11 protein-coding genes are annotated in these 13,676 nt (G+C 49.8%); 1 reads left to right on the forward strand and 10 read right to left on the reverse strand.

Annotation, left to right across the window (positions count from 1 at the left end):
* Positions 1–282 precede the first annotated feature (282 nt).
* The 10 genes from B9D94_RS23125 to B9D94_RS23170 all read right to left on the reverse strand — a co-directional run bounded on the left by B9D94_RS23125 (position 283) and on the right by B9D94_RS23170 (position 12,084).
* A complete protein-coding gene (locus B9D94_RS23125) occupies positions 283–885 on the reverse strand; it encodes a response regulator transcription factor (protein ID WP_006208520.1) in 603 nt (200 codons plus the stop codon).
* Positions 882–2,015 (reverse strand): sensor histidine kinase, encoded by a 1,134-nt coding sequence (locus tag B9D94_RS23130; protein ID WP_036641083.1) that lies wholly within the window; start codon positions 2,013–2,015, stop codon positions 882–884. Before B9D94_RS23130 ends, B9D94_RS23125 begins: the two co-directional genes overlap by 4 nt.
* Positions 2,016–2,049: 34 nt before the next feature.
* Positions 2,050–3,126, reverse strand: a complete 1,077-nt coding sequence (locus B9D94_RS23135; protein ID WP_006208518.1) for a Delta(5) desaturase DesA — start codon at positions 3,124–3,126, stop codon at positions 2,050–2,052.
* 128 nt (positions 3,127–3,254) lie between these two features.
* Positions 3,255–4,253 (reverse strand): Gfo/Idh/MocA family protein, encoded by a 999-nt coding sequence (locus B9D94_RS23140; RefSeq protein ID WP_006208517.1) that lies wholly within the window; start codon positions 4,251–4,253, stop codon positions 3,255–3,257.
* A gap of 47 nt (positions 4,254–4,300) precedes the next feature.
* The gene (locus B9D94_RS23145; RefSeq protein WP_036641080.1) at positions 4,301–4,756 is read right to left on the reverse strand and encodes an acyl-CoA thioesterase; all 456 of its coding nucleotides are present in this window, start codon (positions 4,754–4,756) and stop codon (positions 4,301–4,303) included.
* 269 nt (positions 4,757–5,025) lie between these two features.
* Complete coding sequence (locus B9D94_RS23150; protein WP_006208514.1) at positions 5,026–6,021, reverse strand: ABC transporter permease; 996 nt, start codon at positions 6,019–6,021, stop codon at positions 5,026–5,028.
* On the reverse strand, positions 6,018–7,508 hold the full coding sequence (locus tag B9D94_RS23155; protein ID WP_148248847.1) for a sugar ABC transporter ATP-binding protein: 1,491 nt from the start codon (positions 7,506–7,508) through the stop codon (positions 6,018–6,020). The genes B9D94_RS23150 and B9D94_RS23155 overlap by 4 nt, the downstream gene beginning before the upstream one ends.
* A gap of 144 nt (positions 7,509–7,652) precedes the next feature.
* Positions 7,653–8,774, reverse strand: coding sequence for a sugar ABC transporter substrate-binding protein (locus B9D94_RS23160; protein WP_006208513.1), 1,122 nt, complete (start codon positions 8,772–8,774; stop codon positions 7,653–7,655).
* A 346-nt stretch (positions 8,775–9,120) separates the two neighbouring features.
* Positions 9,121–9,756, reverse strand: a complete 636-nt coding sequence (locus tag B9D94_RS23165) for an SGNH/GDSL hydrolase family protein (RefSeq protein WP_063478749.1) — start codon at positions 9,754–9,756, stop codon at positions 9,121–9,123.
* Positions 9,757–10,341: 585 nt separating this feature from the next.
* Positions 10,342–12,084 carry an ABC transporter ATP-binding protein gene (locus B9D94_RS23170; RefSeq protein ID WP_006208511.1) on the reverse strand — a complete coding sequence of 581 codons (1,743 nt, stop codon included), beginning with the start codon at positions 12,082–12,084 and terminating at the stop codon, positions 10,342–10,344.
* Between the two features lie 147 nt (positions 12,085–12,231).
* On the opposite strand from B9D94_RS23170, the gene B9D94_RS23175 reads away from it, so the two are divergent.
* Positions 12,232–13,674 (forward strand): ABC transporter permease, encoded by a 1,443-nt coding sequence (locus tag B9D94_RS23175; RefSeq protein ID WP_006208510.1) that lies wholly within the window; start codon positions 12,232–12,234, stop codon positions 13,672–13,674.
* Positions 13,675–13,676 lie beyond the last annotated feature (2 nt).

The following is a 13,676-nucleotide window of genomic DNA, read 5'->3' on the forward strand; positions in this document are numbered from 1 at the left end:
CATATTCTTTGGTTGACTCCGATTTAGATCATTATGTTCGAGCTCATAATAAATCTCATTATTTGATTAGTTATTTCATTGTTTCCATTAAATATAAATTCTATCCGAAAATCACAAACAATCCTGCAATAATGAATAAATATACATTATTATGCATGATACAACAGGTAAAAAAATCCATGTATCTACACTTAGCCACGCATCTCTACAACCGATATCCTTTTCGAACAGAAAAAAAAGAGCCTCATGGCTAGTGCCACGGGGCTTCTGTCATTTTCGTATTTATTTAAACCAGCCTTTTTCCTTAAAGCGGGTAATCGCCTCAATCCGGTTGCTGACGCCAAGCTTATCCAGAATAACGGAAATATAATTACGAACCGTCCCTGTTGTAATGAATAGCTGGGTGGCGATTTCTTTGGTGTTCTTGCCGTCTGCAATGAGACTGAGAACTTCCTTTTCCCGTTCCGTCAGCGGATTCTCTTCACCGGAATAGGCTTCGTCCACCAGCTCCGAGGCATATATCCGTCTGCCTGCCATAATGCTGCGAATGGATGCAGCCAATTCCTCGCTCGGGCTGTCTTTAAGCAGATACGCGTTAGCACCTGCCTTCACGGCACGCTCGAAATACCCGGGCCGGGCAAAAGTCGTCAAGATCATAACCTTACAGCCATAACCCTTCAACTCTTCGGCCGCCTCAAGCCCGTTCATCATGGGCATCTCAATGTCCATGATACAGATGTCCGGTCTATGAAGTTTGACGAGCTTTACGGCATCCTTCCCATTGCCCGCCGTTCCAACCACCTGCATATCTTCCTCCAGATCAAGCAGTGAGGCCAGAGCTCCAAGCAGCAGCCGCTGATCTTCGGCAATGACAATTCTGATCATATTCCCGCCTCCTTATCCGGCAGTCTGAGCACAGTAGGTACTCGAAGGACAAGCGTTGTACCCTCGCCAGAAGTGAACTCCATGCTTCCATTCACGAACTCAAGCCGCTCTCTCATGCCTCGCAGCCCATTACCGCGATTCTTCGTATCCGTCACAAATCCCGTTCCATTATCCTTCACCCTCGCAACCAGATCGCTTTCGGTGGATTCAATCGCAATGGAGCAGGTCGTTGCATTGCTATGTTTGACTATATTATTCACGGCCTCTTTCAGGCACATGCTGATTACATTCTCATTCATTAACGAAAGATTATCCGGCTCCAGCGTTCCCTCAAAGGTCAGCTCGATCTGAGCCGCCTTTAATATTTGCCGAATGCGGAAGAACTCATCCGTAAGCCGGGTGCCCCGCATCCGCGTCACCATCTCGCGCACTTCTTTCAGTGCGGTTCTGGCCGTCTGGCGAACATCGTCGATCTCGGCTTGGGCTCTTGCCGTATCTTGTGTCATCAATTTGCCGGCCAAATCACTTTTAAGACCGATGAGAGACAGCTTTTGTCCCAGTGTATCATGCAAATCGCGGGCAATCCGCTGGCGCTCCTCCAGCTTGACGAGTTCAGAGATCCGTTTGTTCGCATCCTCCAATTGGCCCTGGAGTTGATCATTCTTATTTCGGTTATAGTTGGTCACGGGAAGCAGAATTACGCCTACCACACTGACCAGAACAAACGGCAGCTGTGTTATAAAGAACGGATTCCGCGTTAACAATCCATAATTGACCGTAATGACTGTCGTTATCAGATGAACGGTATACAGCGTGAAAAAACCGGCCTTATTCCTGATATTCCCGATAAAAAATGCGAGAAACAACGAGAAATAGATGTAACTGAAAACCACAGACATCGTGATTGATATCAGAATCTGCAGACTCGTCCAGAAATATACAACCCAGCCTTTCGACAGAAAGGACAAGACATAGAAGGCAAAAAACATCACAATCATCAGAATACCGATGACAATCTGATAGGTAGACGTCGACCGGAAGATGAAATAAAACGGAAGGATGTAGAAGACAACCCATACATACGGGCTTAACCCCGTGCTTTTATGAAATATCTGATACCATTTCTGCATGGGGTCCCACCTTCCGTCGGTTCAAGCTGATGAATTACTCGCCCTGCACTCTGGGTCTCGGGCTTGCCAGGTTCTTTTCGGCTTTCTCCAATACTGATTCTTTTGACGTACGCAGCGATCGCCGTGCATCCTTAAATGTTACAAACAGTTTTTTCTCTTCGTCCCATAAACGGAAGCGAATGGACTTCAAGCTGGTTTTCAGCGTAATCGTTGTTGCTTTTTGAAGAGGAGGTGCTGCTTCATGCGCCTTCTCAAGGTTATAGTTAGGAACCTTCGGACTAAGATGATGAACATGATGGAAGCCGATGTTGCCCGTGATCCACTGCAGAACCTTCGGCAGTTTGTAATAAGAGCTGCCTTCAACGGCTGCGTTGATATAACTCCATTCTTCATCATGCTCATAGTACGTCTCCTCGAATTGGTGCTGTACATAGAACAGCCATATCCCCAGCATTCCCGATACCATGAATATCGGAGCTTGAACGAGCAGGAATGCCTGCCATCCAATCGCCCAGCATAGCACTGCATACAAAGCCACAATCGAAATATTCGTTATATAGTTGCTGATCTTCTCCTTACGTCTCGCACCTTTACGGTTAAAACGATAGGAAACCAGAAAAATAGCGATGGGACCAAGGCCAAACATGACGATCGGGTTACGGTAAACCCGGTAGTACAGACGCTGCCAAAAGGATGCCGCTCCATACTCTTCAACGGTTAATACCCACATATCGCCGATTCCCCGCTTATCGAGGTTGCTGCTCGTAGCATGATGAATGGCATGCGTGTTTTTCCACTGCTCATAAGGACACAGCGTAATAACGCCCGTAATCGTGCCAAGGATTCTGTTCGCCCGGCGATTCTTGAAGAAAGACCCGTGAGTGCAGTCATGGAATATGATAAACGTCCGAACAACAAACCCCGAAGCAATAACGGCTATGGGAATGGTAAGCCAGTAAGATACAGATAAGCTTAGATAGGCGGCATACCATAGCAGTATTAAGGGAACCAGTGTATTAAGAAGCTGACCTATACTCGCCTTTGTGTCAATTTCCTCATAAGGGGCAACGTTCTTTTTCAAGCTGGACAGTTTGTTATCGGGCTTAGCCATAGTTGTCTTCCTCCTCGTAATGAAGCGCAAGGACGTTATGATCTCATTACGCACTTGTCTAACCTAATTATAAATAGTTTGTCATGTGCGTCGTAGTCATAAACGTCATTTCGGGAGTATGACAAATATCATATACCTGCCCGGGAGTCCGCCGGGAACCTCAAGCCGATCTGGCGTCTGGCTTCCTGCATGATTTCAGCGGTAATAAGAGAGTTGGCATGCGTATTAGTTGCACTTTCCCGTTCACCGCATTTTAATAAATCAATGAATTCCTGAGCTTCATAATACATGGATTCATGGGTTTGCAGTTGGGTTACGTTCTCAATCGTGCCGTCTCTATAGTGGATCTTCACATCATACGGCTGATTGATCTTATCGATGATCATTGTTCCATTCTCGCCCTGGATCTCGGCAGGAGCATAGGAATCACTGATCTTGGAATGCATGATGACGGCTTCCATTTCCGGATATGATAACAACAGACTCCCCTCCCCATCAACCCCGGTGGATAACATATAGCCTGAAGCTTTCACGGAGTCCGGTTTACCGAACAGGGTAACCAGAGGGTACAGGCAATAGATGCCCAGATCCATCAGTGAGCCGTTGGAATACTCGGGATTGAATGCATTGAGAACCGTGCCCTGCTTATAAGCATCATAACGGGAGGAATATTGGCAGTAGCTTGCGAAGTAACGCCGAATCGGGCCCAGCTTGTACAGGTTGTCCCTTACGATTTTGAAGTTCGGCATTAATGTCGACTTCAAGGCTTCCATAAGCAGCACGTTATTGTTCTTGGCAGCTTCAATCATCGCAGACACTTCAACCGCATTGGAGGCCATCGGCTTCTCACAGAGGACATGCTTCCCATGGTTCATGCATTGTACAGCCTGCTCTGCGTGATAGGCATTCGGACTCGCAATGTACACAGCGTCAATCTCATCATCCTGCAGCATCGTCTCGAGACAAGTGTATACTTTTGGATCTGCATACTTTGCCGCGAATACCTTGCCCTTCTCTTCCGCTCGAGAATACACGGCGGCAAGAATAAACTCCTCGGTCTCCAGAGCCGCTTGAATAAACCGCTCGGTAATCCAGTTTGTGCCGATGATGGCAAAACGGATGGTCATCCTTAATCCCTTCCCCTCTTATCTTCATAATTGATTTCGTTACTCGTTTACACCCATCCTTCAAATGCAGCAATCTTCTCTCGTGCCGAATCCGGAATCGGCGTGCTCTTGCCTGTCGCCGTATCAATGAGCACAATGGTTCCGCGTCCGGCAGCCTTTAAGGCACCGTCCACCACAATCGCATACTGCACATCCATCGAGGAACGCCCGATCTCTGACACCCGGACATGAAGCTTGAGCGGGTCCTTCAAATACAGCTGTGCCAGATACTGACACTCCAGATCCGCAACAACCGATACGGTCTTGTCACTGAATAAATCCTCGGTTAATCCCAAATTCTCGAAATACTCAATGCGTCCCTGTTCAAAATACATGAAATAACTGACGTTATTCACATGACCCAGCATGTCGGTCTCGCAGTACCTTATCTTTATCGGAATTTCAAAGTGGAAAGTGTCCAGCCAAGTCTGAGGATCCGGTTGGATAAAGGTTGTTTTTTTCATGATGAGTCCCCTTTCTCTTTATAAGAGGCGAATGTATGTACAATTTAAAATCAGCCTTCTACAAGGATAATGAAAAAAAGTTACGTACGTCAACTAAATAGCCAAATCATGGATAACATACCGGATTTATAGGAAAAAGACCATCCACTCTGGCAGCAGGATCACTGGAGGGAAGGTCTTTAGAAAGTATACATGTGTATGTGATGTAAGTGAAGCCTCAACCTTGCCGTTCCAGCTTCCAAGCGCGGCGGTTGCCTACAATGGCTGTATCAATGCCTCTTCTTATAGTAAGTCAAGGCAAGCGCCAACGCCAATACGGAGCCCTTCACGATATCCATTGCATAATATGGAACGGACAGCATGATCAGGCCATTTTGCAAAATACCGATCAGCACCGCGCCCACAAAGGTCCCCAGTGCATTCGGTTTGCCCGCTCCAAACACCGAGTATCCAATGAAGGTCGCAGCGACTGCATCCATCAGATAAGGTCCGCCGGAATTGACCTCGGCTGTCATCACTCGGGCACCGAGTATGATCCCGCCGATCGCAGCGAACAGGGCCGAAACCAGGTACGCAGCCAGACGATATTTACTCACTGGAATTCCGGATAAAGCCGCCGCTTCGCGGTTGCCGCCGATCATGTACATATACCGCCCATGTTTGGTATAGGTCAGGAATAGATGAACCACGATGACAACCAGCACCATAATAACAATGATCCAGGGAACTTGCCCGATCTTCTCGAACACCGCCGGAATTTTGCCGGTAGCAAAGTCCCCGCTGGGCAGAATCATATTCTGGGAGATCGTAGCGCCGCGGGTATACGTAAGAGCAACCCCTTGGAATATAAACATCGTCGCTAAGGTCATCAGCATATCATCGATCTTGAAGTTGATGACCAGGAAGGCATTGATCAGCCCTACAGCGAGACAGAACAGCAGTGTCAGGCCAATGCCGATGCCTATATTTTGCCCATGCCAGACGAACATGGATATGACCAGTGCATTCGCCAGGGAGGCCGTCGAGCCGACGGACAAGTCGAAGCCGCCTACGGCCAGCGAAACCGTCAAGCCCACGGCAATAATCGTAACAATCGAAATCGAACGGAGAATGTTAATGATATTGCTAGTATTCAAAAAGTTATCGGCCACCGTGCCGAAGACGAGAATAAGCACAAATACCGTAATCAGTGTGCCGTATTTATATAGGAAATCAAATGCGAAGCTAGCCGCCGGCTTCTCCTTAACAGGTCTTGCTGTATTCATGTCAACCCGCCTCCTGTGCAATAAAGCAATATTTCCTCTTCATGGGATGACCGCGTCGTCAGCTCTTTGGTGATACTGCCGTCATACATCACATACACCCGATCAGTGATGCCAACGATTTCGGACAGCTCGCTTGAGGCGTACAGCACGCATTTCCCCCGCTTGGCAAGCTCGGCCACGAGATTGAATATATCCCGCTTCGCGCCAACGTCGACCCCCTTGGTCGGCTCATCAAAAATATACACATCCGCATCGACCAGCAGCCACTTGCCAATAGCCACCTTCTGCTGGTTGCCCCCGGACAGATTTCTCACCCGCGCCTTCTCGCTCGGGGTCTTGATCCCGAGACGCTCAATCATCTCTCGCGCCGCTTGCTTCTCCTTGCCAAAGCTCAGCCAGGACCCCCATTTGGAAAAATGGGACAGCACCGCGGCCGTTAAATTAACGGACACCGGCTCTTCAACGAACACGCCCTCGCGGCGGCGCTCCTCGGGCACCAGGGCAATGCCATGCCGCACAGCGTCATGCGGCGAGCGGATGCGAAGCTTGCTGCCGCCCAGTCTGATCTCGCCGGTCGAAGTATCGGATGCTCCGAATATTGCCCGGCACAGCTCCGTTTTCCCGGCGCCCACCAGTCCTGCCAGACCGACAATTTCTCCTTGGCGGATATGGAGATTCACGCCGTTGATTTTGCCGCTGTCCAGCATGTTGTTCACCTCAAACCAGGTGGGACCGATTTCTCGCTCGATGCGGGGGAATTGCTGGTCCATCTTGGCACCCAGCATGTATTCCACCACCTTCGGCTGGTCGATATTCGCGATGCGATCGCTTTTCACCAGCTGGCCATCCCGCATAATGGTAATCTCGTCGCAGATTTCATAAAGCTCCGGCAGCCGGTGTGATATGAAAATAATGCTGACTCCATCCTCCTTCAGCTTGCGCACCAGCTTGAACAGCTGCTCGGTTTCGCTGTGGCTGAGCGGAGCTGTCGGCTCGTCGAGCACCAGAATCCGGCACTGCTTGGAGACGGCTCTTGCGATCAGGACCATCTGCTTCTCGGCCAGCGTCAGCTCCGAAATCAGCTTTTTGCCGGAGACCCGTATATTCATGCGCGCCAGGATGGATTCGGCTTCCTGATAGAGTTCCTTCCAGCGGATCAGGTGCCTTCTTCCCATATCATGAACCGTCCGGTCCAGCATGATGTTCTCCCCGACGGTCAGGTTCGGAATGAGTGCCGTATCCACCTCTTGATACACGATCTGAATGCCGAGATCCTTCGCTTCCTTCGGCGAACGAATCTGTACCTCGCGTCCATCCAGCCAGATTTCTCCCTCGTAGTGGTTGTACGCTCCTGATAGGATCTTCATCAGAGTCGATTTCCCCGCTCCATTCGCACCGATCAACGCATGGGCAGTCCCTGCGGTCGTCTGAAAGTCAACATCGGTCAACGCCTTAACGCCTGGAAAAGAAATCGAGATGTGCTTCATTTGAAGTAAGGGGGCCTCAGTCGACAGAGTGGTCGAAGTGACGGCTGTTGTCTCCATAACGCTTCGCAAGTGTATTCTTCCCTTCAAATAGGATAGGGCGCCCTTATCGATAACCGACAAGAGCGCCTGTAGGTATAATGCTGTTTATTTGCCGTTGGCAGCTTTCAGTGCCTTCATCCAGTCCTCTTCGAACTCGGTGCTCGTTCCCCAGCTAGGGATGATATCAGCCAGGTTCACCATGTTAACCGCTTCGGTTGAACCCTCAAGGCCGGAACGCTCAATCAATACAGGCTCCAGGTTGTAAACAGCAGGTGTTTCCTCGCCAGCAATTTTCTTGGCAAGCAAACGGACATTGATTGCACCGATCATTTTCGGATCTACGGCAGCCGTAGCCACCCATGGGCTGTCCTTCTTCTGAATCAGCTCCAGGTCCGCATTGGACACGTCGATGCCGTAAATCTTAACCTCGGTACGTCCGGCTTCCTCCAGCGCTCTGGCCGCGCCGATCGCAAACGCATCCCACGTTGCAAAGATCGCGTCGAGCTCACCCTTCGGATATTTCGTCAGGATGGCGGATACCGCATTTTGCGTTTCCAGGGAAGTCTGGTCGCTCGCTACGCCGAAGCGCTCCACTTCCTTAATGCCCGGGTTGTTCTTTAACGTTTCCTGATAGACTGCATTACGGCGTACCATCGGCGGGAATCCATCTACCCACAGGTATGCAATGTTAGCATCCGGTCCTTGCTCCTCAACCAGCTTGTCCAGCGCAAGCTTCGCGAGCTGCTCATCGTCTTGCGAGGTCTGCGTAACCCCTGCAATGTCTCCGATCTCCGGCAGGGAGTCGAAGGTGACAACCGGAATCCCTTTATCCGTGATCTTCTTCACATCTTGAACCGATGCAGGATCGTCTCCATGCGATATAATAAATCCATCGTAATCACTGTCAATGGCCTGCGCGATGGCATCATGGAATTTGGCGGAGTCCCCGTTCGCCGAGAAGGTATCTACCTTAAAGCCGAGAGCCTCGCCTTCCTGCTTCGCACCAGCCAAAAATTGTGCCGTATGATCATCGCCCCCGATCTTGCGAACCACCATCAGCTTCACCGGATCCTTCTCGGCAATGCCTGCCGGCAGGTTCTCGACCTTGTCGGCCAGATTGCCTGCTCCCTTACCACTGCCGCTGCCTGATTCGGCACATCCGGTTAAGACAATCATAAACGCGAGCACCAGCGCCGTTAATTTCCTTACATGTTTACTGCCTTTCATGTTCTCTCTCCCCCTGTTTTCCGTAAAAAGGACTATTAATACAAGTAATCCTATAGGATTTAAACAGAGGCGTCAACTATTATTTTTTCGCTTTAATGCATTACACCATGCAGGCAAAAAAAATGAAAGTTATTTCTAACTCTCGGGCAGGCCTCCTTCGGGAAGCTTGCATTTTCTCAACGTCATTCCTTTGTTTATATATGTATCGGTAGCTGCAAGCCTGCATTTCAGAGCTGTATGTCATTCTTATGAAAAAAGAGAGCTGCGGGCTGCATACATTTCATGCCCGAGCTCTTTTTAGTGGACAAGCTGTTTAAGTGCATATTACACCTACAGGGTGTATGCCTTAATCCAAACGAACGCCCATCGTTTCGAGCCAAGCCTTCGCAATCAGGCCGTGCCCGGCAGGTGACGGATGCACGCCGTCCGGAGCCCAGAAGGCCGCTTCGCGTCGCACCGACGCTGCAGCGAACAAGCCGTCCAGCGGCACCAGCAGCGCACCGTATTCAACTGCCAATTCGCGCACCGCCGTAATTTTCGGATCCAGATCCTCGCGCCAAACTCTGCGATCCTCCGGATGCGGCAGCACAAACGGTTCTACGAGAACCAGCTTGGCGTCCAGCGCCTCTTTGGTGCGTTTGATCAATTTACGGTACCCGGACTTGAAATCCTCGGTGCTTGTCGGATCTCCGCTATCATACCGGCGCCAGGTGTCATTGATTCCGATATAGATGGATACCCAGTCGGGCCTCAGGTCCAGGCAATCCTCCTGCCATCTGCCATTCAGATCGATGACCCGGTTTCCGCTGATCCCTCTATTCAAAAAGGTTACATTCAACTCCGGAAATTTCATGCCAAACAACGAGTCGATCAATAGCGGATAGCCGTTGCCCAAGCTGCCGGAGAAGTTCCGGTCACGTCCGCAATCCGTAATGCTGTCCCCTTGAAATAATACAACATCCCCTTGCTGCAAACGATTCATTGCATTTCCTCCTCATCCGTATGGTGCTATTGTACGTACAATTGGAAACTCGTTACGCTCATTTTCTCGTGAGAACGCTTCCTAGGATTACATATTTGCCATACAGGGCTCAATTCCTTTTAATGAATCATGCAAATCATCGATTTATGAGTGAATTTTTGGAATGCCCCGTTGAATCAGGAAGACGTCTATCGACGTACCTTCCTCAGAAGACAGACCGCATCTATATAAGTTGAACTAAAGATTCTCAGCCCGAGCATCACTACGAATACGGATTATTCTTCCGATCGCTGTTGCCCCCAGATTTCTATCAATCCATTAAAAATGGTTGAAATCCGGGTGCAGTATATGCTTCCGATGCGGGCTTTCCTTTGGAAAGCTTTCGGGCGACCGCTACCGCTCCTCCAGAATAATTCCGCCTTCTCCGTTGAGGTTCTTCTTTTCATTAGTTCAATCTATCTAGCGGAAGTTTTCAGCAAAAGTTTTTTGTGCGAGATCAAGGTGGTAAACTTCTGAACTTCATACTCCTTATTCAACAAAAAACCTGCCCCGACTCCGGTCGGGACAGGTTCTATTATTGTACGATCAGGCTCCGGTTGGCATGGCCACCCAGTGGCCTTTCGATACCTCCACCAGCTCCGAATGCTCCAGATTATACTTGTCCTCACCGGTGCGTTCATCCAGCAGCACCCGTTTCTTCTGGGACTCAATCTTCGGATCGGGAACCGGAATGGCCGCCAGCAGTGACTTCGTATAATCATGCTGCGGATTGGAGTACAGCTCCTCGCTTTCCGCGAGCTCCACGATTTTGCCCATATACATAACAGCAACGCGGTCACTGATGTGCTTGACCATCGACAGGTCATGCGCAATAAACAGATACGTTAATCCAAGTCGGTGCTGTAGTTCCTCCAGCAGCTTTACGATCTGCGACTGGATCGATACATCGAGCGCGGAGAGCGGCTCATCACACACGATGAATTTCGGCTCTACCGCAAGCGCGCGCGCAATCCCGATCCGCTGGCGTTGACCGCCGGAGAATTCATGCGGATAGCGTGTGGCATAGGCCGGATCCAATCCGACCATATCCAGCAGCTCCTCGACCCGTTTCTTCCGCTCCTGCTTGCTGCCGGTCAGCTTGTGAACGTCCAGCGCTTCACCGATGATGTCCACAACCTTCAATCTCGGGTTCAGTGAAGCATACGGATCCTGGAATATCATCTGCATATGGCGCCGCATCGCCTTCATTTCCGAAGGAGAGAGACGATTAACGGACATGCCTTGATACAGCACTTCTCCCCCTGTCGGCTGATGAAGGCGAAGAATAGCTCGTCCTGTCGTCGATTTTCCACTGCCGGACTCTCCAACTACCCCGAGGGTCTCGCCGGCCTGAATGTGAAAGCTGATATCATTCACCGCTTTGAGGACATTGCCTTTGCCCATATCAAAATACTGCTTCAAGGATTTAACCTCCAAAAGAGGTCCCTTATAGTCCGTACTCGGCACGATGATCGGCGCCGGCTTCGCTTTCTTCTTCTCGTCCAGACGCGGAAGCGCATTTAACAGCTTCAAGGTGTAGGGATGCTGCGGATTCTCGAAGATTTCCTCCGTCGTTCCCGTCTCTACTATAACGCCGTCCTTCATTACCGCCACGCGATCACACATGCCCGCGACGACGCCGAGGTCATGCGTGATCAATATAATGGAAGATCCGAACCTCTCCTGCATATCCTTCATCAGATTGAGGATCTGTGCCTGTATCGTCACATCAAGTGCCGTTGTAGGCTCATCGGCAATCAGCAGTGCAGGTCTGCACGCAAGCGCAATCGCGATCATGACCCGCTGGCGCATGCCGCCCGAGAATTCGTGCGGGTATTGATTGTAGCGCGCTTCGCTGTTCGGAATGCCAACCAGCTTCAGCATATCAAGCGCTTGCTTCTTCGCCTCGTGCTTGGACAGCTTCTGGTGTTTAACCAGACTTTCCGATATTTGTTCGCCGATTCGGATAGTCGGATTAAGCGACGTCATCGGATCCTGAAATATCATCCCGATGTCCCGGCCGCGAATACTCTCCATTTCCTTCTCTGTTTTCTCGGCCAGATTCTGGCCCAGGAACCGGATCTCTCCATCCTTCATATAAGAAGGAGGGGACGGCAGCAGCCGCATGATCGAGCGTGCCGTGACGCTTTTGCCGCTCCCGGATTCACCAACGATTCCGAGCGTTTCGCCCTTTTTCACCTCAAAGCTCACCCCGCGCACTGCGTGGAATTCTGAATCGCGGGATTGAAAGGCTACACTCAAATTTTTAACCTGCAATATCGGTTCCAACTCTGCTCACCTGCCATTATGCGTTTATGTTAAAAAGGTAATATCCTCTGCAACTCTTATAATCTATTGACTTTTAAAATAGGCTAAAATAAAATATACTATATCACTCGGAATAATGCAATTTGGAACAAGGAGGAAAGGCACCTTATGGGGGGGACAGAAGCAGCAAGACCAAACAGACTCATAAGTTCAATAAGCAGCACCTACAGTAAGATCCTTCTGAATCCTTCTTATAGATACCTACTATTATTATTGGGAGCGCCCGTGAATCTCGTGGTCTTCCTATTTTATTTGGTTCAGAGGAAGAAGGATGACTACGCTGCGGCTGAGAACCGCATACGCAGCGAGATGCTGGCTGCCGGATATTTGGAAGCACTACGCACCGAAATTATGGAGCAGCAGAAGCGCAAGCATGGCTTCTTCAAGCAAAAGGTCAATGAAGGGCAGCTTCGGCAGGAAGTTGACAAGATCGTTCAAGCCAGGTTCCAGGAAGTCCTCAAGGAAAGAACCGGCAAGGAACTGAAGCTGAACCAGCAGAAGCGTTTGACCATGGCCGATACATTTGGTTCTCTTATCGAGAATCCGTTGTTTTTCATTATATCACTAATTCCGGGCCTGCTGATGTACATCCTTATTTTTTTGTACAGCAATCCCTACCTGAAATATATTCTGGAGAGACTCGTCATGACGGTCTTCGTGATCTTCGGCGTGGCGGTGCTCGTCTTTACGATCCTCCACTTGTCGCCGTTCAACCCGGCAGCCAACATTTTGGGGGAGACGGCAACACCGGAGCAGATCGCAGCTTTTAACAAAATGCACGGTCTGGACCAAGGGTACCTGACGCAGCTGTGGAACAATATTAAGGGAATCGCCTATTTCGATCTTGGGAAATCCTTCTCTGGCAACGAAGAGATCACGTCAAGCATCGCCAGGAAGTTCCCGATCACGCTGACACTCACGGTTATCTCCCTGATCATTGCGATTGCGATCGCATTGCCAATCGGGATTATCTCGGCTACGAGACCGAATTCGTTTTTTGACTATACCTTTATGTTTGTGGCTCTGCTCGGACTGTCCATTCCGAACTTCTGGCAGGGATTGATCTTTATCCTGAATTTCTCGATCAAGCTGCAATGGCTGCCTGCCACCTTTAATCCGGAGAACTGGCTGTCCATGATTATGCCGGTCATCGTACTCGGGACGGGACTCACCGCTTCGGTAGCCAGAATGACGCGGTCTTCGACGTTGGAAGTCATTAATGAAGATTATATGATCACAGCCAGGGCGAAGGGGCTCGGCAAGCGCACCATTCTAATGAAGCATGCTGTCCGCAACGCCATTATTCCTATCATTACCGTCATCGGACTTCAGTTCGGCGGGATGCTCGGCGGTTCAGCCGTAACGGAGAAGGTCTTTAACATCAGCGGTATCGGCAGTTACATTGTGGATAAACAGTTTATCCCCGATATCCCGGCCATTATGGGCGGCGTGGTTTACACAGCCATTACCATTTCACTGGTGAATGTCATTATTGATATCTTGTACGCGTTCTTTGATCCACGGATCAGGTCCAAGATGAAACAATACTAAAG

This window comes from Paenibacillus sp. Cedars, from assembly GCF_003184205.1.
Classification (GTDB): Bacteria; Bacillota; Bacilli; order Paenibacillales; family Paenibacillaceae; genus Paenibacillus_AQ; species Paenibacillus_AQ glucanolyticus.